Genomic DNA, 24,503 nt, shown 5'->3' with positions numbered 1-24,503 from the left:
GGCAGGATCGCTACCGCCGGCGATCTTCCTAGCGAAAGGTGAGGGCAACCTCCTCCAGGATGGGCGAGACCGCGCCGTGCGGAGTATTCAGGAAGGCCCGGTACTGGATCCAGCCGTGGCCCTCGGGACGGTCCGCCAGGGCCGAAGAGTGCTCGAAGTGGGACCCGGGGCCGGCAGGTCCTTCCCAGCGAGCCTTTTCCAGGTCCTGCTCGTCCGCGGCGGTTCGAATCTGAAAGCGGAGGCTGCTTCCATGGGGCGTTTGCCCCCGCCAGGCAAGGTCGGCGGGCTTCCGGTCGCCATAGTTGAAGGCCGACGAGATATAGGTGAACTCGTGGCGTCGATCATAGATGTTGCCGAGATCCACCACCGAATCGAAGTGGGGGCCGCGCACGGGGATCTCCAGGCGATGATCGGCTCGGAAACCCTCCGGACTACCCCAGTAGAGATAGGAATCGGTCAAGTGGTCGCCGAAGGATCCGATCCGGTTGGGATCGCCCTCGGACCGGTGGCAAATAATGAGGATATCCGCGTAGCCGTCGCGGTTGAAGTCGGCCACCATGCTGCCGGTTCCGGCGTTGCTGGGTAGCTCGAACATGCGGTCGGAGCTGATGCCGTCCGGTCCCCCCAGGTAGATCTTGGTCATGGTGGCCCGGCTGGAGCCCGTGTTGTAGCTGGGGCAGATGAAATCCAGCCAGCCGTCCTGGTTCACGTCGCCCACCGTCAGGGTGATGAGTCCCTCGGTGGCGAACTCGAGCCTATCCTCGCTCTTGTATTCCCCGCTGGGATTCCCCCAATAGACGAAACCGGTGGTCTGGCGTTTCCCCAGCGAACCGCCCCGAGTCAGGATCACGTCCAGATAAGAGTCCCGATTGACATCGGCCACCTCGGATCCGTGCATTCCCTTGCTGTCGGGGATCAGGGTCTTGCGGCTCTCGGAAAATTCGCGACTGCCGTCGTTCCAGAAGATTCCCACCCCCTCGCCGCCTCCGAAGACCAGGTCGGGCCTGCCGTCCAGGTTGAGATCGGCCACGGTGGAGGTGCCTCCGCCGGGAACTTCGCTCCGCTGGGTCACCACAAACCCCTCCGGATTCCCCCAATAGATGAAAGCTCCCTTGACTCCGTCTTCCGGCCGGGGAGAGTTGCTGAGGATGACGTCCAGGTGACCGTCCTGGTCCAGGTCCGCGATGGAGGCCCCGGCGCTGCCCACGCCCATGAGGGCCGAGCGGCTATCGACCGAAAAGCCCTCGGAACTCCCCCAGTAGATATAGCTTTCCTGGCGCCAGCGGACGGTTTCCCCGAAGTTGGAGACCAGGAAGTCGACCCAGCCGTCGTCGTTCAGGTCGGCGGCGGCCCACTCGTAGGGGTCGACCGAGGGGAGTGAAAGGCGGTCTTCGGGCGTATACCGGCCCTCTCGGTTGCCCCAGTAGATGTAGGTGGGGACCACGCCCCCCCGGGAGCGGGACACGGTGTTCATGAACAGCAGGTCGGGATGGCCGTCCTTGTTGAAGTCCGAGACCAGGTTGCCGACCGCGCCCTGAGTGAAGAGGGAGGTGCGGCGAACATCGGAAAAGGTGCCCTCCGAGTTCCAGAGAATGACTGAGGGCACGTCGAAGGAAAAGTGCTCCTTGTAGTTGGAGACGATGATCTCGGGAAATTGGTCGTGGTTCAGGTCGGCCACCGATACTCCCCAGGCTCCCACCGTCTCGAATTCCTGCCGGCTCCCGTCGCTGAAACCCTTCTCCCCTCCCCAATAGAGGTAGGAATGGGTCAGACGGTTGTTGCTGGTGTGGTGGTTGGTAAAGAAGACGTCGTTGCGGCCGTCCCGGTTCAGATCGGCCACGGCGCAGGCTTTGGCGTTGCTTGTGGCCAGCTCCAGCCGCCGGTCGGGCTTGAATCCCTTGGCGCCATTGAGGTAGGCAAAGGAGACGGGACCCGTGCCGTTGGCGAAGACGATGTCCGGGCGCCCGTCGTTGTTCACGTCCCCCAGAGTCACCCAGTTGGCCTGGTGGGTGGGCAGGCTGGTCCGGCGAGCGGCGTCGAACCCCTTGGCCCCGCCCCAGTAGACGTAGGAGTCCACGTCGGGATTGCCGTCCCGTCCCTGGTTGGCCAGCACGATGTCGGGCCAATTGTCCCGGTTCAAGTCCCCGATAACGACCGAGGAGGCGCCCAGGGCCGGAAGGTCGGTCTGGTGATCACCGCTGTAGCCGTTGGCCGAGCCCCAGTAGATTCTGGAGGGAGACTCATACCCTCCGGTGGCGGCCCGATATTCCCAGAAACCGGCCGAGAAAGCGAAAACGATGTCGGGGAAGCCGTCCTTGTTGAGATCCTCCACGGCCGCGTGCTGGGCGGCCCGGCTGGGCAGCGTCACCTTGCGGGCGAAGGGATGAAAGCCCCATTGAGATTCGTCCTTGCGCGCCTCGAGCTCCTGGATGCCGCCGTAATAGACATATGAATCCATGCCGTCCCAGGTCCCGTTGGTGTAGTTGGCCAGGACCAGGTCCATCTGACCGTCCCCGTCCAGGTCGGCGGCAGCGGCATTTTGGGCGCCGTCGTTGGGGACGAAGGAGCGGCGCGAACCGTCGAAGTCCTTGCCGTTGCCCCAGTAGATGGCCGCATCCATCGCCTCCCGGTGGGGATGGGTATTGGAAAACACCAGGTCCAGGTAGCCGTCCTGGTTCAGATCCCAACTGTTCACCAGTTGGACCCGGCCTCGAGCCGAGACGTAGGTGTTGGCCCCGCCGTCGCCCAGTCGGCCGTCGGCGAAATCCTCAAAGGTGTGTTCACGCCAAACCAGCGCCGAAGGTGGCTCCGAGGAGTGAAGCGACCAGGGAACTGCAACCAGAACTCCTGCCAGCATCCACCAGGCGGAGCCGAGTCGGCTGTGTAAACGGAATGGCTTTGGTGATTTCATCGCTTCCTCCAACTCCAAATGGCTTGACCCGGGCGCCGGGACGTCCACAGGCTCGGCCGATGCGAAACTGGCCGGCCTTCGGAGAACAGGCGCTTGCTGGGGACGCTATTCCGACCCCGGCGGACCTGGCGTGTTCCCGGATTCCCCCGGGCCACGGCCCGTCATTGTACGCTGTCCCGCTGGATTTCCAAAGGCCGATAGACCTTGAGCCTCCCGGGTGATCATGCTATAAGTCGGGCCGCAACAGGCAGGTGGTCCCGCAGCCCTGAGTTTCCAAGGACAAGCCGGCAGGGCGGTTTGAGGCTCACGCCTCCGGCCGGTGCAGATCGCCATCCCCGCTTTGAATCCGATGCCCGACCGGGACAAGGCTTTCCCGATGGAACGCCTGGTCTACCCGCCCCGGTTTGGCTGTATCTGGAGGAGGTAGCCCCGTGAAACCCCTAACCGTTGTCTACGTGGAGGCGGACGGAGTTCCGGTGCCTTCCTGGGTCAAACAGGACCTGCAGCAGGCGGGGGTGGACTTGCGGATTCACCCCTGTACATGCGGAGAGGAGCTGTTGGGAGCGGCGGCCGATGCCGATGTGGTCTGGCTCTACGGGAATCCGGTCATCACTGCCGAACGCCTGCAAAAGCTGTCGCGCTGTGGAGCCATCCTGAGGACAGGAAGCGGTTTCGACAACGTTCCGGTGGAGGCGGCCACCCGTCAGGGCGTCATCGTGGCCCACACCCCCACCGCCGTCTTCGACGAAGTGGCCGACCATGCCATCGGTCTGCTGTTTGCCGTGATCCGCCAGATCGTGCCCCACGATCGCGCCCTGAGAGCGGGGCGCTGGGAACGCCGCGAGCACATTCATCGCTGGCATCTGCGGGGAAACACCCTGGGCCTGATCGGCTTCGGCCGCATCGCCCGCAGCGTGGCTCGCAAGATGCAGGGTTTCAAGCTGCGGATGCTGGCCTGCGATCCCTTGCTCGAACCGGAGGTGATCAGGGCCGAGGGCGTCCGTCCGGTCGAGATGGAGAGCCTGCTCTCCCAATCCGATTTCGTCTCCCTACACACACCCCTGAGTTCGGGAACCCGGCACCTGATCGGTGAAGCACAGTTGCGGTCGATGAAGTCGGAGTCCGTGCTCATCAACACCTGCCGGGGACCGGTCGTCGACGAGCAGGCCCTGATCCGGGCTTTGCAGCACGGTTGGATCGCGGCGGCAGGCCTGGACGTCTTCGAACCGGAACCCCTGGCTCCCACCAGTCCTCTGCTGGAAATGGAGAACGTGGTCCTTACCCCTCACGTGGCCGGCTGTTCCGACGTCAGCAAGGACTCCTTCTGGCGCCTGTCGGTGGAGACCCTGATTCGACTGGGGGAGGGGCGTTGGCCCGATGCCTGCGCCAATCCCGGCGTCACACCCAAGTGGAGTCTGCGGCGGTAAATTCGCCCTCAGGTCTTCGCCTGCAGCGCGGAGCCGGTTGCCACTTGGGTGAACCGGAATAGTCGGAGAAGACTCCCAGCCCCCCATGCCTGCCACCGCCTCCAAGCTAACCGCGAACGCCTCCAGGGAAGTTGCCCTCCGTTGCGAGTCCCTGGTAAAACGCTACGGCGAGGTCGTGGCCGTCGACGGCATACACCTGGAAGTCAGGATGGGAGAGTGTTTCGGCCTGCTGGGGCCCAATGGGGCCGGCAAGACCACCACCGTCGAGATCTTCGAGGGTCTCACCATTCCCGACGGCGGCAGGGTGGAGGTGCTGGGCCAAGGCTGGGGGGAAGGCAGTGACCGCGCTCTGAGGGAACGTCTGGCGGTACAGCTCCAGGAAACACAGTTTGCCGATCGCTTGACGGTGGTGGAAACCATTGCGATGTTCCGCAGCCTTTACAAGCGGGGATGGGAGCCCGACGAAGTCATCCGACTGGTTGAGCTGGAGGAGAAACGGGACGCCCGGGTGGGAAAGCTTTCCGGTGGCCAGAAGCAGCGGCTGGCCATCGCCTGTGCGCTGGTGGCGGCTCCCGAGGTGCTCTTCCTGGACGAACCCACTACTGGACTGGATCCTCAAGCCAAGCTGCAGCTCTGGGATCTGATCGAAAAGTTTCGTTCCCGGGGTGGTACCATACTGCTGACGACCCACTACATGGAGGAGGCCTCCCGCCTGTGCGACCGGGTGGCCATCATGGATCATGGGAAGGTGATTGCGCTGGACACTCCCAACGCGCTGGTGGAATGGTTGGGAGCCGACGAGATCGTGGAATTCAGCCTGGAGGGTTACGTCGCCGCCGACCGGCTCTCGCGGCTGCCCGGCGTACGCGGGGTGCGGAGCCGCGACGGAAATTACCTGCTTACCGTCTCCAGCGTGGCTGAAGCCCTGCCGGCCCTGCTGGCTGAAGTGAAGATTCACGAGGCCAGGCTGGTGGGTTTGACCACACACACGGCGACTCTGGAAGACGTCTTTGTGACCCTCACCGGGAGAAAGCTCCGAGATGCCTGATGTCATTGGCGCCAAGCCCCGCCACTCGCCGGAGCATAGGCTGCCGCCCGCCGATGCGGTGGAGACCGGACCGTTGACCGGCGCCGCCCCCGATCTCGAGGCGTCCGATCCTGGCGCAGCGCGACCGCTTCCCGGGGCCAGCCGCTACCGCCCGGTCAATCCGCTGCTGGAGCTCACGCTGGCCAGGATTCGGGAGTTCGTGAGGGAACCCGAGGCTGTCTTCTGGGTCTTCGTTTTTCCCGTTCTGCTGGCCGTCGCGCTGGGAATCGCCTTCCGCGAAACGGGTCCGGCAACTGTCCAGGTAGCCGTGGAAGCCGACGGGCGCCAGGGGCCGGGCTCGAGTTCCGGCCGGCTGATGGAATGGCTGGAAGGGCGTTCCGATATCGAGGCTGTCCTGCTGTCGCCGGAGGAGGCGGCGCGGGCGCTGCGTACGGGCAGGGTGGCGCTGGTGCTGGAGCCTGCTCCGTCGGAGGCTGCGGCGACCGGGAGTCCCGAGGCCGGAGAGACGGTCTCGCTCCCTCCGCCCCTTCCTGATTTGGATTCGGAGGGCCTGGTTTACCGTTACGACCCGACTCGGCCCGACAGCCGGGTTGCCCGCCTGGTCCTGGACGACGCCCTGCAGCGGGGCATGGGACGGGAAGATGTCGCCCGGGTCAGGGACGAAGCCGTGGCCCAGGCCGGAGCCCGCTACATTGATTTTCTGATTCCCGGGTTGGTGGGATTGAACCTGATGGGGAGCGGCATGTGGGGCCTGGGCTTCGCGGTGGTGCAGGCACGCACCCGCAAGCTGCTGAAGCTGCTGGCGGCCACCCCCATGCGCAGGACCCACTTTCTGCTGTCGTTCATGCTGTCGCGCCTGATTTTCCTGGCGCTGGAGGTGGTGGCCGTGATCAGCTTCGGTTGGATGGCCTTCGGCGTTTCCGTTCATGGTTCGATCCTGGAACTGGGGGTCATTTCGCTGCTGGGGTCCATGTCCTTCGCGGGCCTCGGACTGCTGGTGGCAGCCCGCACCCGAACCATCGAAGGAGTCTCGGGGTTGATGAACCTGGTGATGCTGCCCATGTGGCTGCTCTCGGGGACCTTTTTCGCCGCCACCCGCTTCCCCGAGTTCTGGCAGCCGGTCATTCAGGCCTTGCCGCTGACGGCGCTCAACGATGCCTTGCGGGCCAACATCAATGAAGGACTTCCCCTGGCCGCCAGCTTGCCGGATCTGCTGGTGATGGCGGCCTGGGGAAGTGTCAGTTTCCTGCTGGCCTTGCGGTGGTTCCGTTGGCAGTAGCCTCTTGAAGGGTGCCGGCAGCCCGGCCGGAGAGGGGTGAGCCGTGCCCCAGTCGTGCCGTGCGGACCCTTCGAGGAAAACCGCTGATCGATAATGAAGATGATCCACGAATGGATACAAGTGAACACGAAGACTGAGGATCTCCGTCGACGTAAATTGAACGACTCATACTCGACGCTGAGATCAACAAGATGCTTATCGTGCAGATCAAATAACTAACCACTAACCACTATTCACTTTTTACGTGGCCACGCCCCCGCCGCAAATGACGGGGCGGATCATACCGAGCGAAACAGGGGTCTATCAGGCAAGAGAAGGGGAGGTTAGGATGATGTTGCAACAGAGTCCGCAGCGAACGGTTCGACTGACGGTCGCGCAAGCCCTGGTGAAATTTCTTCAGGTGCAGTTCAGCCGGCGCGACGGGCGGTCCCGCCGCCTGATCCCGGCCGTCTTCGGCATCTTCGGCCATGGCAACGTGGCCGGCTTGGGGCAGGCGCTCTACGAGTACGGAGCCGATCTCCCCTACTATCAGCCCTGCAACGAGCAATCCATGGTGCATACGGCTGCCGGGTACGCCAAGGCCAACTACCGCCTGGCCACCATGGCCTGCACCTCCTCCATCGGGCCGGGGGCCACCAACATGCTGACGGGGGCGGCCACGGCCACCATCAATCGATTGCCGGTCCTGCTGCTGCCCTCGGACTACTACGTGACCCGCCACCAGGGCCCGGTGCTGCAGGAGCTCGAGCATCCGGTGTCGGCCGATGTGAGCGTGAACGACTGTTTCCGCCCCGTCAGCCGTTTCTTCGACCGGATCTCGCGGCCCGAGCAACTCCTGACGGCCCTGCCGGAGGCCATGCGGGTGCTGACCGATCCGGTCGAGACCGGAACCGTCACCCTGTCGCTGCCCCAGGATGTGCAGGCTCACGCCTACGACTACCCGTCGGCCTTTTTCGAAGAGAGGACCTGGCTGGTTGAGCGCCGCCTGCCCGATCCCGACCGGATTCGGGAAGCGGTCGACCTGTTGAAGCAAGCCAGGCGCCCCATGGTGATCGCCGGTGGCGGGGTCCACTACTCGGAGGCCTGCGAGGCGCTGCAGCGTTTTTCAAACGAGCTCGGGATTCCCGTGGGCGAGACCTTTGCGGGAAAAGGTGCGTTGCGGGAGGAATCCGAAGTAGGCCTGGGCGGTTACGGGGTGACCGGGAATCCCTGCGCCGGCAAGGTGGCCAGCCAGGCCGACCTGCTCATTTGCGTGGGCACTCGGCTCACCGATTTCGCCACCGGATCCCAATCGGCCTTTCAGAACCCGGAGGTGAAGTTCATCAGCCTGAACGTGGGGCCTCACGATGCCTACAAGCAGGGGTCGGTGCCCCTGTTGGCGGACGCGCGGGCCGGGCTGGAAGCCCTCACCGAGGCGGCCCTGGCCGCCGGGGTGAGGCCGCGGGCCGACTACGTCCGGGAGGTTGCCGGGTGGAAGCGGGAGTGGCGGAGTCAACTGGAAAACGAAGTCTATCAACCGGTCGAGGGAGAAGCCATGAGCCAGGCCCAACTGGTGGGCGTTCTCAACCAGGAGGCTCGTTCGGGGGATACCATCGTGGCTGCCGCCGGCAATCCTCCCGGCGATCTGCTGAAGCTGTGGGATGCCACCGGCGGCAGAACCTGCCACGTGGAATTCGGCTATTCCTGCATGGGGTACGAGATCCCGGCGGGATTGGGCGTGCGCATGGCCCAGCCGGAAGGGGAAGTGTATGTCTTTGTGGGCGATGGCACCTATCTGATGAATCCCATGGAGCTGATGACCGCCGTTCAGGAGAAGCTGAAGATCACTCTGGTCATCTCCGAGAACCATGGTTACCAGTGCATTCGCGGCCTGCAGCTGGCTCGGGCGGGACACAGCTTCGGGAACGAGTTCCGGGGCCGCGACCAGGAGACCAATCGTCTGGATGCCGACTTCGTGCCCATCGACTTCGCTCACAACGCCCAGAGCCTGGGGGCCCACGCCATGCACGTCTACACTACCGATGAGTTTCGGGAAGCCTTGCAGGAGGCCAGAAAGAAGTCGCAGCCCTGCGTCATCGTGGTGGATACCGAAAAGTATCGGACGCCTCCGGGCGCCGGCATCTGGTGGGATGTGGCCGCGGCCGAGGTGAGCGGGGATCCGGAGACTCGCAAGCGCCGGGAGGAGTACGAAAACGAAAGGGCGCGGCTGCAGCGCTTCTATTATTGAAACGGTCTGGGAGGGCCGGAACCGCCATGGACGTCAAGATCGGCAGTGCCCCCGATAGCTGGGGTGTCTGGTTTCCCAGCGACGACAAGCAAATTCCCTGGCAACGCTGCCTGGACGAAATCGCCGAAGCCGGCTATCAGTGGACGGAGCTGGGGCCCTACGGCTATCTGCCCACCGATCGGGCCACGCTTCAGAACGAGCTGGCAAAGCGCGGTCTGCGGGCATCGGGCACCTTCGCCATGGGACACCTGGAAGACGATGCCGCCTGGCCGGGTCTGGAGAAGCAGATCCTGGGCGCGGGGGAGTCCCTGGCCTATCTGGGCGCCGAGTACCTCATCCTGATCGACGACACCTATACCAATCTCTGGACGGGCGAGGCCACCGCTCCCGGCACCCTGGACGATGAGGCCTGGAAGCACCTGGTCGACCGGGTCCATTACGTGGTGGACCTGGTCAGGGAACGGTTCGGCCTGCAGGTGGTGTTTCATCCTCACGCCGAAACCCACGTGGAATACGAGGACCAGATCGAAAGGCTGCTGAGCCAGACCGATCCCGAGCGAGTGGTGCTCTGCCTGGACACCGGCCATCATGCCTACCGGGGAGGCGATCCGATCAGCTTTCTTCGGCGCCACCACCGCCGGATTCCCTATCTCCATCTCAAGAGCGTTCGCCCCGATCTGCAGCGGAAAGTGGCCGAAGAGAACATTCCCTTTGCCCACGCGGTGGGCATGGACCTGTTCTGCGAGCCATCGCAGGGAGTGGTGGATTTCCCGGCTCTGTGCCGGGTGCTGCAGGAGATCGACTACAACGGCTATGCCATCGTGGAGCAGGACATGTATCCCGCTTCCTTTGACAAGCCCTTGCCCATCGCCAAGCGAACCCGGGAGTATCTGAGGGCCATCGGGATCGGATAATCGAGTGTAGTTCTCTGTGAGGTTCTATTCTTGGTTGCTCAGCTCAACCTGGGCCTGATCGGTGCCGGCCGCATCGGGCTAATCCACGCCCACAATCTGACCCGCCGCATCCCGGAAGCCCGCCTGTCGGTGGTGGTGGACATTTCCCTGAAGGCCGCCGAGCGCTGCGCCGCCGAATTCGGGATTCCCGCCTCCACCCCGGAGACGGCCCGCATTATGGAGGATCCCTCCATCGATGCGGTGGTCATCTGCTCCAGCACGCCCACCCATCCCGAACTGATCCGGGAAGCCGCCGCGGCGGGAAAGCATATTTTCTGCGAGAAGCCGCTGGCGCTGGATCTGCAGCAGATCGATGACGCTCTGGAGGCGGTACGAGAGTTCGAGGTGAAGCTGCAAGTGGGATTCAACCGGCGCTTCGATCCCAGCTTTCACCAGGCGCGGGAGGCCGTGGCCGCCGGCAGGATCGGGACACCCCACCTGGTGCGCGTCACCAGCCGGGATCCCGAACCCCCTCCCGCAGAGTACGTGAAGGCCTCGGGCGGAATCTTCCTGGACATGACCATCCACGACTTCGATATCGCCGGTTACCTGGCCGGAGACGAGATCGAGGAGCTCTATGCCACGGGAAGCACCTTGATAGACCCGGCCATCGGCCAGGCCGGCGATCTGGATACGGCCATGGTGATGCTGCGCTTCGCCGGCGGCGCCCTGGGCGCCATCGACAACAGCCGCCGGGCCGTCTACGGTTACGACCAGCGGGTGGAGGTCTTCGGTTCGGAAGGGCAGGTGGTGGTGGGCAACCGCACCTCCCATCAAGCCGTGTACAGCAATGGCCAGGGGGTTCAGGGGCCGCTCCCCCTCTATTTTTTCCTGGAACGCTACCAGGAGTCCTATCTTGCCGAGATGAAGGCGTTTGTCGTATCGGTGCTGGAGGACTCCAAGCCGCCGGTCACGGGCCGGGCCGGGCGGCGTGCGGTGGAACTGGGGTTGGCGGCCTGGAGGTCCTATCGGGAAAACCGGCCGGTAAGCGTCGGTAACCCTGGATGAAATGCGAGACGGCCGGCGTCCTTGACCGGTCCGGGCAGGCAGGATAGATCAGAGGGGGGTGCTATTTGCAGAAGAACACAACCAAAGCCAAGTTGAAGGCCGGTGAGACCGTCTTCGGGAGTTTCGTGCGTTATCCCGATCCGGGGCTGATTGAATTCCTGGGATATCAGGGCTGGGACTTTCTGGTCTTCGACGCCGAACACGGCACGGTAGAGCCGCGGGACTGCGAGAACATGACGCGGGCGGCGGAGTTGCGGGGGGTGACTCCCATCGTCCGGGTTACCACCAATCAGCAACCCATAATTCTGAGGTTTCTGGACACCGGAGCCCAGGGACTGCTGGTGCCCTGGGTGCAGACGGCGGCCGAGGCCGAGGCCGCCGTCCGCTCGGTGAAATACCAACCCCTGGGAATCCGCGGTCTGGCGGGAGTGCGGGCCGCCGACTACGGACAGACCCAGTCGCTGGGGGAGTACACGGAACGGGCCAACGCCGAGACCCTGGTGGTTTTGCAGATCGAGACCATCCAGGCGGTGGATAACCTGCCTGAAATCCTGAAGGTGGGCGGGATCGACGTCGTCTTCATCGGGCCTTCCGATCTGTCCCAGTCACTGGGCCTGCCGGGGCAGGCCCAGCACCCCGAGGTCCAGGCAGCCATGCAGCGCATCGCCGACGCCGTAGCCCCTACCGATGTGGCTCTGGGACTCATGGTGCGCAACGTGGAGACCGCCCGGGTGTGGCGGCAAAAGGGCGCCCGCTTCATCGCCGTTTCCATCGAGTCGGTGCTGGGCCCGGCGGTCAAGAACTACCTTCAGCAGGCCAAGGAGTGAGGGCGGGCTAGGATCGGTGTCCCGCTTGGAGTATGATTCAGAAAAATCAACCGACAACACCAGGAGGGTGGCATGACCAAGCCCACGACTTTCCGACTCTGCGCGCTGGCCGTTTGCGCCCTGGCCCTTGTGGCGGCCCACCACCGAACCAGGACCGAGACCGTCCTGTATGAAACCGCCACTCGGTTTGTGGACTCGCTCTCCGAGGAGCAGCGGGCCAAAGTGGTCTACGACTTCAGCCACGAGACCCGGACGGTGTGGCACTTCTTCCCGGACAGCGCTTTCGCCAGGGAGTACGGCTACGCCAGAAAAGGAGTGAACTACAAGGGCATGGCACCCGAGCAGCGCCGTCTGGCCGATGCTCTGCTGGCCGCCGGCCTGAGCCAGGCCGGTTTCGCCAAGGTGATGGCGGTCCAGACCCTGGAGGAGATCCTTCGGGTGCTGGAGAAGGACACCACCGGAAACCGCGACATCGACAAGTACTACTTCAGTGTTTTCGGCAAGCCGTCGCTGCAGGGAACCTGGGGCTTCCGGGTGGAGGGGCACCATATTTCCCTGAATTTTACTTTCAAGGAAGGGCGCTTGGTTTCGGCCAGCCCCACCTTCCTGGGAGCCAACCCCCACCGGGTGCTGGCGGGCCGCTATCAGGGCATGAGAGCCCTGGCCAAGGAGGAAGACCTGGCGCGTGCCCTGGTCCGGTCTCTGAACGCCAAGCAGCTCGGCAAGGCGGTGGTGGCCGACACGGCCTATCCCGATGTCCTCACCAAGGCGGATTCGCGGGCCAAACTGGAAGGCCAGCCGCCAGGGTTGGCGGCCTCGGAAATGACCGCCGCCCAGGTGGACCGGTTGATGGCCCTGATCGGCGAGTATGCCAACATCCTTCCGGACGAGGTCGCCGAGCGACGGATGCAAAAGGCCCGGAAAACCCCTTCAGACCAGCTCTTCTTTGCCTGGGCCGGCTCGGTGAAGCCGGGAGCCGGTGACTACTACCGGGTGCAGGCCCCTTCCTTTCTGATCGAATACGACAATACCCAGAACAACAACAACCACAGCCACTCCGTCTGGAGAGACTTCGACGGAGACTTCGGCCGGGACGTGCTGGCCTGGCACTACCGGCTCCACCACCCCATGCAGCTAGCCGGCGCCCGGTAAGCGGAGTCCGGTGCAGAGGCCGGGCGCCCCTCGCGGCAACATGTGTGGCGGTCACGAGAGAAGGGTTTCTTGCAACTCAAGGTCCTAACGCGTGGGAATGGCTCCATCGTTTAATCAGAGACCGTTGTGATGGTCGCATGAGGATAAAAAAATTTGTTGATGACTACTACATATATAGGTATAATTACTTTATCTCTGTAGAAAAGTTGCTTGCTTTGAATGAACGGTTTTCCCTTCGACCGATGTTGTGGCTATGGATCGCACTCTATCAGGGACGTCAGATCCTTTGGAGGTGACACAATGAACGGAAAGACAACGAGCAGATATCTGTCGTTTTGCGCCACACTTGTTCTCGCATTGACCCTTCCCCTGTTGCTGCAAGGGCAGTGGCTCCCCTTGACAGCTCAATTCAAAGAGCTCACCTATCGAACGCTACCGGATGGTTCGGAGGAACTGCTGGAAGAGTCCGTCGGTGTACTGTTTCGTGCGTCCTCAGGTTCGGAGATGAGGACCCGGATCAACGTCGAGGATGGGCAGCCAACCGGACGGGCACACTTCAAGGATGCCGCCACCGGCAACGTGTATCTCATCAATCACGATCGGAAGACGGCGCGGCTCATGAGACAGTTGCCGCTTCCGCTGCTGCCCTCTCCCTTCAGGGTTCCACCAGGATCGGAACCCTTGGGCAGGCGAGTCATCAATGGTGTGGAGTGCGTGGGCAAACCGGTCTTGGTGAATGGCCAATTGTCCCCCGGTGGGTCCTGGTTTTCCGAGGACCTGCAATTAATTGTCAAGTCTGACTTCACCTTTCCTGGTGGAGCCCGCCTGATCAGGGAATTCTTTGATTTCCGGCAGGGGGAACCGAGTGCGTCGGTTTTTGCGATTCCGGAGGACTACACGATCACCAATACCAGTCCTGTTCTCGGCAATAAGAGGTAAAGGAGGTGTCTTCTTGACAAAGGGGAACCATATCAAACTCTCGCCTCTTGAACTCAAGGCGATGGAAGCGCTCTGGAAACTCGGCAGGGCGTCCATCAGGGAGATTCTGGAGGAGCTGCCTGTTAGCAAAAAGCTCGCTTATACGACCGTCCAAACGCTGGTCTTTCGCCTGGAGGCAAAAGGAGCCCTGCGAAAACAGCGAAAGATCGGGAACGCTTATGTCTTTGTCCCGGTCATCACCCGAAGGCAGGCCTACCGCCGTTTGGTGCACGATTTTCTGGAGATGTTCAGCGGTTCACCTCTACCGGTGATGTCACATCTGGCCGACACGGGCAAACTGACGCTGGAAGACCTGAGGGAACTGGAAGGGATCCTCAAGGAAAGAAAGACCCGCCGAGCGGGGACCACTGACTTGGATCCGAAACCCGAGTGAGTTCCGGGCAGGAGCCTGCGAGGAAGTGAGGAGCGCTATCTCCCATGAACACGCACCCGTGGCTGGCAGAGTTGTCTTCCTGGCTGTGGCCCAATGTCTTGGTCCACCTTTGGGAGGCAACTCTCTTCGTCGGATTGCTGGCATTGGGTGTCCGGTTGCTCAAGCGGGCGCCGGCAAGTACCCGTTACTGGTTCTGGCTGCTGGCCGCGTTCAAGCTGCTCGTTCCCTCGGTCCTGTTGGCATGGCTGGTATCGGAAATTCCTTCCGCGGCACCATCCCTTTCTCCTCCACTCCCGGAACAGTCAACCCATGGGGCTCAAGCCATCGACCCGGGAAGACCCGCTTATGAAATCCTCAAGCCCTTGCTGCTGGGCCAGCCCATTGCCGGTCAGCCCGTGTCCGCTGAAGACCACAACGAACTGTATTGCGCGCTCACGCTGACTTGGCTGGCGGGGTTCGTATTCTTTGCTTTTCGTTGGGCGAGGGGCTCTTTGAGCCTGGCCTGGGCCGTCAAGACCCGCTTTGCGCTCGTCTCTTCCAGAGAAACGCAGGTCCTGAAGCGAGTCCGCTCCTGGCTTCTGTTGAATCGGGACGTCGATATCCTCGTTTCGGACAAAGTCACCGTGGCAGGACTTTGGGGAATTCGGAGACCTACGGTCTTGTTGCCCGAAGCCGCCGCAAGCCGCTTGAGCGACGAGGAACTGGAAGCGGTCATGCTCCACGAACTGCTACACGTGGAGCGCAGGGACAACCTGGCTGTAGTGCTGCAGAAGGCGATTACGGTTTTGTTGTGGTTTTATCCTCTTGCCTGGCTCATCGACCGGAAGTTGTTCGAGGAGAGGGAGCGAGCCTGCGATGAGGAAGTCGTACGGCTTGGGAAATCTCCGGAGACCTATGTCTCGGGAGTTTTAAAGGTTGCCAGGGCCTGCGTGGAACAGCGGCTGGTTGGGATTTCTTCCATTGGCGGCGCAAGCCTCAAAAGACGGATGAAACATCTCCTTTCCACCGAGCCACCGAGAAAGCTCGGCACCCCGGAACGCGCCTTGATCATTGGACTGGTGGGGGGGCTGGCCGTCTTTTCCTTGGGTGCGGGTTTTGTGAACCGTGATGCCTACGCGGCCTGGAGCGGTGCGACCAATAGATACTCACCACGGATCCAAACCAGTCGGGAAGGGATTCCGAAAGACGTGAGTGCGGTGGTGCGCATGTCCGGCAGCGAATGCGGACCGCTGGTCGATGAATCCATGCGTAACAACCGGATAGGATCTCCTCCTCCCACTATCACCTTGCAGCAAATCGAGCAGAGTCCGGAATTACCGATAGCGTTTCTAAATTCGCCAGGCAGTCCGATTCTCATCACCGATGCCGGTTTGAGGGCGATGAAGGTCGAGCAGGTAGGCGTCTACCTGCTCCTGCCGCGTGTCAGCTTATCCAGTCGAACGGCCAGGAAGATCACTGCTGTACGGTTGAAGTTCCGCCATGCCCCCCTCCGGCGTACAGTGCACGCCGAGATGTATCAGCTTGACATGGAACCCCACGGATCGTTCTCGACCGACCGTATGCCTGGAAAACGTGCCCAAAGATTCCTTCGTGGCCCATTTAGACACTTCCCTCCTCAAAATTGGCTACGCTCGGACCCGGACAATCGTGTGTTTCATCCATACGTGATCTACTTCCCGATAGAAGAGATTCCCGAGGAATTCACGGTTGGCGTGTTGGGTGTTCAGTTCGCAGACGGCGATACCTGGGGAACCGTGCCGGCGAAGTTTCCGACCCCTGCGCCTCCGCGCCGGATTCCATCGCATGCCCTGGAATTTGAATCGCCGTCCGCGTTTGACACACAACCATCGTCGGAGCGAGTTCGGGTCAACGAGGACGAGCAGCGGAAGAAGATCCTGTACCGGTTGGAACCGCCCTGTCCATCCGGGGCGTTCTCTATCGGAATCGAAGGGTTGCTGGTGCTCGAAGCCAGCATTGGGAAAGACGGTTCAGTCCAAGCCCTGAGGACAATCGATGGAGAACCGAGACTTTACGGTCATGTGGCTGCTTCGGTTGTAGACGCCGTGAAACAGTGGAAGTACAAACCGACCCTCCGTCAGGGAGAATTGGTCGAGGTGGTTACCACCATCACCATCAAGTTCGTTCTTGATCCCCCGGGGACAGGATGACCGTGTGGTGACATTCCGAAGGGAGATGATCGATCTGCTGCCAGGAACCTACCGCCAGGTCGTCAAGCTGCGTCTGTACCAGGGATTCTCGAACAAGGAAAATTCACGACGCCTTCTTGTCTCCCGCAGCAATGTCGCGTCCGCATGAACCGTGCCATCGCACTGCTCAAACGCCGCATTGATGCACGCGCTCGATCGATTTCGTCGCAGGGCTTCAGACAGTCCTGAAGGGCCGTTCCGAAAAAAATTGTAATCCATCGCCGTTTCGACTGTTTATAGGGGTATAGGGGCAAAAAGCGGACTCGGAGCCAAGTTCGAGTCACAACCGCCGGCGATTCACTCAGCCTGGTAGTGTTAGCGAGAGAAAGAGAGGTGTTGCATGAAAATCACCACTTTGGTCACTTGCCTGGTATTTGTGTTCTGCTGGGCGACCGAGCTGCGGGCTCAATTCGTGCCCGTAATCGCCAAGCAGCGAAGCGTTCACTACCTCATTCAGTCCGATGGAAGCGAAATGGAGGTCATGCGGGAAGAGGGCACCTACTTCCGTTCCTCCTCCGGTTCGGTGCTGGATACCATGGCGCGAGTCAAAGGAAAAAATCCAACAACACATGGATCGACTCTCATGGATTCCTCGACTCGAAGAACCTATGTGTTGAACCACCGTCTCAAGGAAGCAACCCTGAAACAAGTCCGGCCAGGACCGTTCCGCCCTTTTGTGTTAAGACCTGACAGGGCAGTTGACGAGGGAGTTATTGCGGGGCTCGATTGCCTGGCAATGCCTGTCTTGTCCCCGGGCAATTCAGAGGAGTCTGCCGGCAAAGTTTGGGTGGCGAGAGAGGCCAACCTGAGGGTCAAAACGGAGACCAAGTTCGGTCGAGGAAGGCAAGTCAGAGAACTCTACGACATCCGGTTCGCCGAGCCTGAACCATCGGTCTTCAAAATTCCGGCAGATTACAAGATCGATGACCTTGCATGGAAGGAGGAGAAGATCATGCAGGTCTACGCCGCCGCCACTCCGATATCTCAAGCATTGGCAGGCACGGAGGCGGAGGTGTTTCGCAGTCTACGGCCCCGCACGTTGCCGGACGTGAAGGGCAGGCGGATCGACGGAATCGAGGAAGCACTGTCGGACTATCGGGGCCGCATCGTGCTGCTCAATTTCTGGGCAACCTGGTGCGGGCCGTGCATCGCACATCTGCCGAAGCTTCGGGAACTGGTTGCCGAGCTGCCGGCGGACCAGTTCGCTCTCGTCGCGATCAGCGCGGACGAAGAGCTTGGGACCGTGACCAGGTTTATTCAGGATGAACCCATGCCTTGGACGAACTGGCACGCGGGCAAGGAGAGTGTCCTCGGGCGTTTACTGGGTACCAGATCCTATCCTACCTACGTGCTGGCCGACGAGAACGGCACCATCTTGACCCGAACCGGCGCAATGGACTCCCGGTTCATTTCCCTGATTGAGAAGGTGGTGGAACAGCTGGGTAAATCCGGAAGCACCCGGGACTTCATGGCGAGTCTGAATTGAAAGACCTTCGCTCCACCCATCCGGATTGACGCCGCCGAGACGTTCACATGCCCTTCGCCCTGAAGCAATCAACTTTGCTGAAATCGGCAATGGACCCTTCAAGTGCCGCATTGAGGCACGCACTCAATCGCTGCCGCAGCGAAGGGGCATAAACCTTGAGCGCTGGGGACGTTTTTGAATTACTGGAATAACCTGTAAAGAGCCAGTAGGAGACGTTACTGAATCAAAGCAATTCAACAGCGGCCGATCGAAGTAATTCCAGTAATTGAACAACGTCCCCTATTCATGCCCGTTCACCTGAAAGGCCACGCGATGGAAAACGAGATCAGCGCCCCACGCACGCTTCGATGGCGTTCGCTCGGTTGGATCCTTGTTGCGGCGGCGCTGGTGACTCCGATGGGGTCGTGCCAGCGCGCAGTCGCTCCGGATGCTGAGCCACCTGAGATCGGGGCGGACTGGGCCGTGGTGCAAGAGTTCCTCGACCAGGAGCGCGCCTGGCAGAAAGACAGTCGGGAGCATTACAGGAAGGGCGCTCAGCAGGGCAGGTCGCCTCGTGAAATGAGAGATGGTCTTCCAAAGCCCCCTGACTTCGATCCTGCTTTAGCTGCAGCCACCGCCATCCTGAAATTGGGCGGTACCCATGACAAGACAATGGAAGCGGCGGAGTTTCTCGTGAGGCCGATGAATGCCCTCGAAGAATCCGGCCGGTACTTCTACATCGGCGCGAAGGCTCTCCTCGCCTACGCACCCGACTACCAGGAGTGGCCTCGGGTGCTGAGCGAGATCTATTACTCTCAGACTCCTTACGGGCCGCAAGTTGCAAAGTTCTTCGAGGAAATGGCGTCCGAGGCGGAAGACCCCGTATTGCGTGCCAACGGCAAGTATTACGTGGCAGCCGGAATGATGCGTGCCGCCAACCAGCAGTTGGTGCTGTCGGCCGATGATCGGGAGGTCCTGCGTCAGCGGGCGATCGAGGTGGCCACCGGATTGAGCGCCGGCGTGGAGGCGGAGAAGTTCCTGGGATTGGACCGTGGCGGCACCGCAACTCCTCAAACGCTGAACGAGGCGGAGGCGGAGTTGCTTCGCAGCCTGCGCCAAGGGACCGTGGGCGCCGTGCTGCCGGACGTGACGGGCAGGCGGCTCGACGGCGTCGAGGAACGACTGTCGGACTATCGCGGCCGCATCGTGCTGCTCGATTTTTGGGCAACCTGGTGCGGGCCGTGCGTCGAAGCCTTTCCCAAGCTTCGGGAACTGGTTGCCAAGCTGCCGGCCGATCGGTTTGCCATCGTCGCGATCAGCGGGGACGAAGATCTTGGGACCGTGACCCGGTTTATCGAGGATGAACCGATGCCTTGGACGAACTGGCATGCAGGCAAGGGGAGCGACTTTGAGCGTGTCTTGCGCATCGAGGGCTATCCGAGCTACGTGCTGGTCGGCGAGGACGGCAAGATTCTATCCCGACTGCCCGCCCTGTTCCCTCCCGTCACTTCCCTGATCGAGAAGGCGGTGGACCACCTTGAGGAATTCGGAAACACCAAGGGGCTTGATGTCGAGATTACATTGGAAGACCTTCGCTCGTTGAGGCCAGGTTAGGACCGTCCAGAACGTTCCCAAGCCTCTTGCTATCGAGCAATCAACTCTGCTGAACTCAACGGGAGATTTTCCCCGACTCAGTGGATCGCTGAGTTCCTCTCCTGGTTCTCGCAAGAACCTTCCAGGTCAACTCCTTCCCCAGAGCCTCCCTTCCTGGCAGTGACGGCCCCGCTATGGCGGAATGTACGCCCGGAGGGCGTGCAGGATCTCATCGACCCACGCCAAATCCGCGACCGCCCGGCGGATGCGACGGCCTGCGCCGGAGCGTTTCACGAAAATCGTGGAAATAGATGCTGTGCGGGGTTCTCGCACAGGCGATGCCCAGACGAAGAGAACTGCTGCGCGGTCATTCTTCCTGCTCGGTCGTGAATATCTCTTTTACCGTTCGCAGCCCTTCCCGGATGATCCTCGAAGATTGAGACGAGGGGCTCACTCCGGTATACTTCCGCCAGATCCGTGTTCCATCGAGGCGAAGCCGTGGCATTCCGGCGAAAGGCGGCAGGATATTGGGGTTGTGCGGTTATTGCGCTTCTCCTGTCGGGAGTTCCGCAGGCTGAATCCGGCGCCGCCGGGCTCCAGCCCACCGATCCTGAAGCCATCCACATGTTTCCTCTGGGCGGGCAGCCGGGGAGCAGCGTGGAGATCGAGATCCTGGGAAGGAACCTGGAGGGGGCCCACGCTCTCTGGGCCGACACCGACGCCATCCAGGGTCGGGTAGTCCGGGTGGAGCCCGGCTCGGCCAGGATGAAGGAGGGGCGCAAGGTCAAGGACATCCCGGGGCAACGGGTGGTGGCGGCCGTCAATATCGACCCGGGAGTCAAAAGGGGCCCCCACGCCTTGAGGCTGATTTCGTCCAAGGGCGTCTCGAACGAGCTGATCTTCTGGGTGGTTCCCATGCCCACCCTCCAGGAGACGGCCGAGGAGCATGGGACTGCGAAGGAAGCTCAGTCCATAGCCGTTCCCTCGGCCCTCAGCGGGCGGATTGCCGAAGAGGGCCAGGCCGACTTCTACCGGTTCGAGGCCCATCAGGACCAGGAGTTGGCCTTCGAGGTGGTGGAAGGCGTGCAGCGTTTGTGGGGGGACCTACGGAGGGCTCCGGGGTTTTCTCTGGAACTCTCCGGGCCCGGCCAGAGCTGGTTCGATGCCGAGCGCCGGGTGAAGCTGGGCGCCGCCAATACCGCCGTCTTCCACAAGTTCATCTCGGCCTACAAGCCCAGGTTGATCCACCGCTTCGCGAAAGGCGGCTCCTACACCCTGGAAGTCAAGGGGGAGCCGGGCGCCTCCTACCAGTTGCAGATCGGTGCTCCCGCCGACTTTCCTCCGCTGGTCCGGGCCCGGGGCCTTGACAAGCTGGCCGCGAACCGATGGCAGGAGCGAGGCTTCACCCGCAGGCTGGAGCCGGACCGCCTGGTCCGATTGCAGGCTCGATCGGGAGGATCGGCCCGCCAGGCGACACTGGCCGTATTGGAAAAGCAGTTGAGGGACCTGATGGGTCTGAGCGGCGAGGAGAGTCCGACCGGCCCTGCCGCCGCCGACCCAGCCGCCATTGTCCAGGAACAGGAGCCCAACGACGCTGCCAGGCAGGCCCTCACCGTTGCCATTCCCTCCATTGTCGAGGGAGCCATCGACTTTCCCGCCGACGTGGACCATTTCCGTTTCGAATTGGAGGAGGCGGGGGACCTGGCTTTCGAGATCGAGACTCCCGAGCGCCACTACCCCTACTTCAATCCGCGCATCGAGGTCGTCGACGAGGCAGGCCGGGAACTGGTCAACAATATTTACAAGCGGCAGGCCTCCCAGAACATGTGGTTCTGGAAGACGGCAGAGTCCAAGATGGTCTTCAGCCTCCCGGAGAGCGGATCCTACCTGATCCGGGTTCGGGATGTGACCCGCCGCAAGGGAGGGGCCGGATTCCGCTATCGGCTCCTGGTGCGTCCCCAGGTGCCCCACGTGGGCGAGGTCGAGGTGGCGGAGGTTCTGAACATTCTGGGCCGGGAAATGCTCGATTGGATGATCGAGCTGGATCGAGTCAATCTCTATCCCGGCGAGGCCAAGAAGGTGAGCGTCATTATCAGCCGGGAGGAGGGGTTTGCCGGAGACCTGGCGGTCTCGGTGGACAACCTCCCCGAGGGGGTCGAGGTGCTACCGGGAGCCGATATGGGGCCGGAGCTGGGACTGCCCCAGGAACAGGGCCGCAAGGAGGTCTTTGCCGCGGAAGACCAGGTGGTCACCCTGCTGCTGGCGGTTCGTCCGGACGCGCCCCCAACGGCCACTCCCCGGTGGCTCCGGTTCCACCTGCGTCCGGTTCAACCCGGCCGGCTGAACCGCTATCGCAAGATGACCGGGGAGGATCCCTTTCGGCCCATCTGGGAGGGAAAGATGGGAGCATCGATACCCGTGGCCCGAATCCCCATGATGGTGCTCCACCCCGCGGAAGGCGGATCGGCCGTCAGCCAAGTGCTTTCTCCGGGCAACTGAAGGACCGCATGGACAGGATGAGAACAGGGAACAGGAGTCCGGGGCGGTTGGGGAGAACTCTCCCCTGGTCCGATCTCTGCACAATCGCCTTGTCGATAGGGCTGTTGGGCTGGCCGGCGACTCTTGGGTCCGCCGGCCTGAAGACGGGCGCAGAGTCGTCCCCCGCCGCCCGCCTGCTGTCCGTCAGGCTCCTGCCCGAAGAGGTGCGACTGCGGGGCAAGGGCGCCGCCCAGCAGCTTCTGGTCATCGGAACCTATGCCGACGGTCTGGAGCGTGACCTGACCGAGGGCAGCCGATTCACTATTGCCGATCCCGCCTTGGCCGAGATCGATGCCCGGGGCCGGGTGAAGGCGCGATCCGACGGCCGGACGCTGCTGACCGTCCAGTCCTCGGGTCAGGTTCTGCGGGCGGCCGTGCAGGTGCGGGATTCGACCATAAGCCCTCCTCTTCGTTTCGACCCCGAAATCGCCAGGATTCTCACCAAGCGGGGCTGCAACAGCACCGAGTGCCACGGCAGCGTCACCGGGCAGGGCGGGTTCAAGCTCTCCAAGAACGCTGCTGCTCCCCGGGAGGATTACGGCTGGATTGCGGAGGGCGGTGCCTTCCACGTCCTCACGGCCGAGACCGGCGAGAAGGTGCCCCGGATCCGCATGGAGGATCCCGACCGGAGCCTGTTGCTGCTCAAAGCCAGCCTGGCGGTGCCCCACGGGGGCGGCCAACGGCTCCGCAAAGACTCCCCCGACTATGGGCGCATCCGGGACTGGGTCGCCGGGGGCGCGGTCTACGGGTCCAGGAATGGCTCTCGATCCACGGCCCTGGAGCGGGTGGCGGTCAGGCCCGGTCAGGTGGTGCTGCAGAAGGGAGGGGCGAGGCAACTGCTGGTCACCGCCCATTGGGCTGACGGCACCCGGGAGGATTTCACCCGCCAGGTGCGTTACCTGTCCAACAACCCGGAAGTGGTTTCGGTGGGACCCGATGGCCGGTTGACGGGGCGGCGCGTGGGCGAGACCTCCATCCAGGTGCTGGCCGGCGGGCAGAGCGCCAGCGCCACCGTGGGTGTGATCGAGGAGCCGGTGGCGGCCTATCCCGAGGTTCCCCGCCACAACTTCATTGACGACCATGTCTTCGCCAAGGCCCGCAAATTTCACCTGGTTCCCTCACCGCTCTCCTCCGACGCCGAGTTTCTGCGGCGTCTCTGCCTGGACCTGACCGGCAGGCTGCCTCCCGTCCATCGCGTGCGCCGGTTCCTGGCCGACCCGGACCCGCAGAAGCGGAGCCGGCTCATCGACCTGCTGCTCCGGTCGCCCGAGTTCGTGGATCACTGGTCCTGGCGCTTCTACGACTTCCTGCGGGTGATCAGCCCGGTCTACAAGGACTGGGTTCGCCGGGCCATTGCCGAGAACAAGCCCTACGATCAGTTCGCCCGGGAGCGGGTGGCCGCCCAGGGCTTCGACGGCCCCTCCCGCCACTACGAGGATATGGGAGGCACGGCCGTGCCTCTGCCGCAGAATGCCATGGGGGAGCAGGTCCGGGTCTTCCTGGGCCGGCGAATGGACTGCGCCCAGTGCCACGACCACCCCTACGAGACCTGGAGCCAGGACCAGTTCTGGGGTCTGACCGCCTTCTTCGGGCGACTGAGCAACCTCCATCCGGGATTTCCCCAAGTGGACTTCGTGATCATGGACGATCCCGAAGGCTACGGGACGTTCGGCAAGGGGGCCAAGGTCATACACCCCCGCAGCAAACAGGAGGTTCAGCCCAGGTTCCTGGACGGGAGTCCCGTGCCCGAGGACCGGCGGGAGGACTGGCGGCTGGCGCTGGCCGAGTGGATGACCTCTCCTGAAAACCCCTACTTCGCCCCGGCCATGGCCAACCGCATGTGGGGCTACTTTTTCGGAAGAGGGATCGTGGATCCGGTGGACGACTTTCGATCCAACAACCTGGCTACCCATCCCAGGCTGCTGGAAGCCCTGGCCCGCTACTTTGTCAGGAGCGGCTACGATCTGCGTTCCCTGATTCGTCTCATGGTGGAGTCCAGGACCTATCAGCTTTCGGGAGATCCCAACCCCACCAACCGCTACGACCGGGTCAACTATTCCAGGGCGCTTCCACGCCCCCTGGACACCGAGGTGCTCTTGAGGGCCATCTCCCACGTGAGCGGCGTGAAGGGAGAAGACGGAAACTTCTTCAACGTCTACGGGAAGCCCGACCTGAGCTTTATTCCCGAACGCGACATGAAGCCCAGCCTGCTGCAGGCCCTGCACCAGTTGGCGGGTCCGACCTTCACCGCCAAGCTCTCCCGGAAGGGAGGACGGGTGGACCGCCTGCTGCAGCATAAAGCCTCCGATGAGGCCATTTTTGAAGAGCTGTACCTGGCCGCCCTGTGCCGCTTCCCCACGGAAGCCGAGCAGGCCGCGCTGAAAGACATGATCCGGCGGCAGGATTCACGGCGAGAGGCGGTGGAAGATCTGCTGTGGGCCGTGGTGAACTCGGAGCAGTTCCTGAACAACCACTGAACTCATAAGGAGAGTCCCG

At 62.4% G+C, this 24,503-nt stretch carries 16 protein-coding genes; 15 read left to right on the top strand and 1 reads right to left on the bottom strand.

All coding sequences use genetic code 11. The features are described 5' to 3' along the window. Window positions 1-28: 28 nt before the first annotated feature. Window positions 29-2,911, bottom strand: a complete 2,883-nt coding sequence (locus tag OXI69_10050; GenBank protein ID MDE2666484.1) for a VCBS repeat-containing protein — start codon at window positions 2,909-2,911, stop codon at window positions 29-31. Window positions 2,912-3,342: 431 nt separating this feature from the next. Here OXI69_10050 and OXI69_10045 point away from each other — a divergent pair, with 431 nt between their 5' ends. The 15 genes from OXI69_10045 (at window position 3,343) to OXI69_09975 (ending at window position 24,484) form a co-directional block, all read left to right on the top strand. Further along, window positions 3,343-4,338 carry a C-terminal binding protein gene (locus OXI69_10045; GenBank protein ID MDE2666483.1) on the top strand — a complete coding sequence of 332 codons (996 nt, stop codon included), beginning with the start codon at window positions 3,343-3,345 and terminating at the stop codon, window positions 4,336-4,338. Window positions 4,339-4,423: 85 nt separating this feature from the next. Further along, a complete protein-coding gene (locus OXI69_10040) occupies window positions 4,424-5,386 on the top strand; it encodes an ABC transporter ATP-binding protein (GenBank protein MDE2666482.1) in 963 nt (320 codons plus the stop codon). Then, the gene (locus OXI69_10035) at window positions 5,379-6,665 is read left to right on the top strand and encodes an ABC transporter permease (protein ID MDE2666481.1); all 1,287 of its coding nucleotides are present in this window, start codon (window positions 5,379-5,381) and stop codon (window positions 6,663-6,665) included. Before OXI69_10040 ends, OXI69_10035 begins: the two co-directional genes overlap by 8 nt. Window positions 6,666-6,996: 331 nt before the next feature. Then, on the top strand, window positions 6,997-8,892 hold the full coding sequence (gene iolD, locus OXI69_10030) for a 3D-(3,5/4)-trihydroxycyclohexane-1,2-dione acylhydrolase (decyclizing) (GenBank protein ID MDE2666480.1): 1,896 nt from the start codon (window positions 6,997-6,999) through the stop codon (window positions 8,890-8,892). 26 nt (window positions 8,893-8,918) lie between these two features. Next, the gene (locus tag OXI69_10025) at window positions 8,919-9,806 is read left to right on the top strand and encodes a sugar phosphate isomerase/epimerase (GenBank protein MDE2666479.1); all 888 of its coding nucleotides are present in this window, start codon (window positions 8,919-8,921) and stop codon (window positions 9,804-9,806) included. Window positions 9,807-9,836: 30 nt separating this feature from the next. Then, window positions 9,837-10,853 (top strand): inositol 2-dehydrogenase, encoded by a 1,017-nt coding sequence (gene iolG, locus OXI69_10020; GenBank protein MDE2666478.1) that lies wholly within the window; start codon window positions 9,837-9,839, stop codon window positions 10,851-10,853. Window positions 10,854-10,918: 65 nt separating this feature from the next. Then, the gene (locus OXI69_10015; GenBank protein MDE2666477.1) at window positions 10,919-11,680 is read left to right on the top strand and encodes an aldolase/citrate lyase family protein; all 762 of its coding nucleotides are present in this window, start codon (window positions 10,919-10,921) and stop codon (window positions 11,678-11,680) included. A 72-nt stretch (window positions 11,681-11,752) separates the two neighbouring features. Further along, window positions 11,753-12,832, top strand: a complete 1,080-nt coding sequence (locus OXI69_10010; GenBank protein MDE2666476.1) for a DUF3500 domain-containing protein — start codon at window positions 11,753-11,755, stop codon at window positions 12,830-12,832. A 300-nt stretch (window positions 12,833-13,132) separates the two neighbouring features. Continuing rightward, window positions 13,133-13,771 (top strand): hypothetical protein, encoded by a 639-nt coding sequence (locus tag OXI69_10005; protein ID MDE2666475.1) that lies wholly within the window; start codon window positions 13,133-13,135, stop codon window positions 13,769-13,771. Between the two features lie 13 nt (window positions 13,772-13,784). After that, complete coding sequence (locus OXI69_10000; protein MDE2666474.1) at window positions 13,785-14,204, top strand: BlaI/MecI/CopY family transcriptional regulator; 420 nt, start codon at window positions 13,785-13,787, stop codon at window positions 14,202-14,204. A gap of 44 nt (window positions 14,205-14,248) precedes the next feature. Beyond that, on the top strand, window positions 14,249-16,372 hold the full coding sequence (locus OXI69_09995; GenBank protein ID MDE2666473.1) for a M56 family metallopeptidase: 2,124 nt from the start codon (window positions 14,249-14,251) through the stop codon (window positions 16,370-16,372). A gap of 991 nt (window positions 16,373-17,363) precedes the next feature. Continuing rightward, the gene (locus tag OXI69_09990) at window positions 17,364-17,897 is read left to right on the top strand and encodes a TlpA disulfide reductase family protein (GenBank protein ID MDE2666472.1); all 534 of its coding nucleotides are present in this window, start codon (window positions 17,364-17,366) and stop codon (window positions 17,895-17,897) included. 681 nt (window positions 17,898-18,578) lie between these two features. Further along, complete coding sequence (locus tag OXI69_09985; GenBank protein MDE2666471.1) at window positions 18,579-19,490, top strand: TlpA disulfide reductase family protein; 912 nt, start codon at window positions 18,579-18,581, stop codon at window positions 19,488-19,490. 477 nt (window positions 19,491-19,967) lie between these two features. Further along, entirely contained in the window at window positions 19,968-21,968 is a 2,001-nt protein-coding gene (locus OXI69_09980; GenBank protein ID MDE2666470.1) for a hypothetical protein, read from the top strand. 47 nt (window positions 21,969-22,015) lie between these two features. Next, the gene (locus tag OXI69_09975; GenBank protein ID MDE2666469.1) at window positions 22,016-24,484 is read left to right on the top strand and encodes a DUF1549 and DUF1553 domain-containing protein; all 2,469 of its coding nucleotides are present in this window, start codon (window positions 22,016-22,018) and stop codon (window positions 24,482-24,484) included. Window positions 24,485-24,503 lie beyond the last annotated feature (19 nt).

It is taken from the genome of Acidobacteriota bacterium, from assembly GCA_028875575.1.
Lineage (GTDB): Bacteria > Acidobacteriota > Terriglobia > Versatilivoradales > Versatilivoraceae > Versatilivorator.
Note: the sequence above shows the minus strand (reverse complement) of the source record. Positions and strands in the feature narration are given on the sequence as shown.

Coding starts and splice junctions, on each gene's coding strand:
- OXI69_10050 (MDE2666484.1), bottom strand. CDS start 2,911: ATGAAATCACCAAAGCCATTCCGTTTACACAGCCGACTCGGCTCCGCC.
- OXI69_10040 (MDE2666482.1), top strand. CDS start 4,424: ATGCCTGCCACCGCCTCCAAGCTAACCGCGAACGCCTCCAGGGAAGTT.
- OXI69_10035 (MDE2666481.1), top strand. CDS start 5,379: ATGCCTGATGTCATTGGCGCCAAGCCCCGCCACTCGCCGGAGCATAGG.
- iolD (MDE2666480.1), top strand. CDS start 6,997: ATGTTGCAACAGAGTCCGCAGCGAACGGTTCGACTGACGGTCGCGCAA.
- OXI69_10025 (MDE2666479.1), top strand. CDS start 8,919: ATGGACGTCAAGATCGGCAGTGCCCCCGATAGCTGGGGTGTCTGGTTT.
- OXI69_10010 (MDE2666476.1), top strand. CDS start 11,753: ATGACCAAGCCCACGACTTTCCGACTCTGCGCGCTGGCCGTTTGCGCC.
- OXI69_10005 (MDE2666475.1), top strand. CDS start 13,133: ATGAACGGAAAGACAACGAGCAGATATCTGTCGTTTTGCGCCACACTT.
- OXI69_09995 (MDE2666473.1), top strand. CDS start 14,249: ATGAACACGCACCCGTGGCTGGCAGAGTTGTCTTCCTGGCTGTGGCCC.
- OXI69_09990 (MDE2666472.1), top strand. CDS start 17,364: ATGCAGGTCTACGCCGCCGCCACTCCGATATCTCAAGCATTGGCAGGC.
- OXI69_09985 (MDE2666471.1), top strand. CDS start 18,579: ATGAATGCCCTCGAAGAATCCGGCCGGTACTTCTACATCGGCGCGAAG.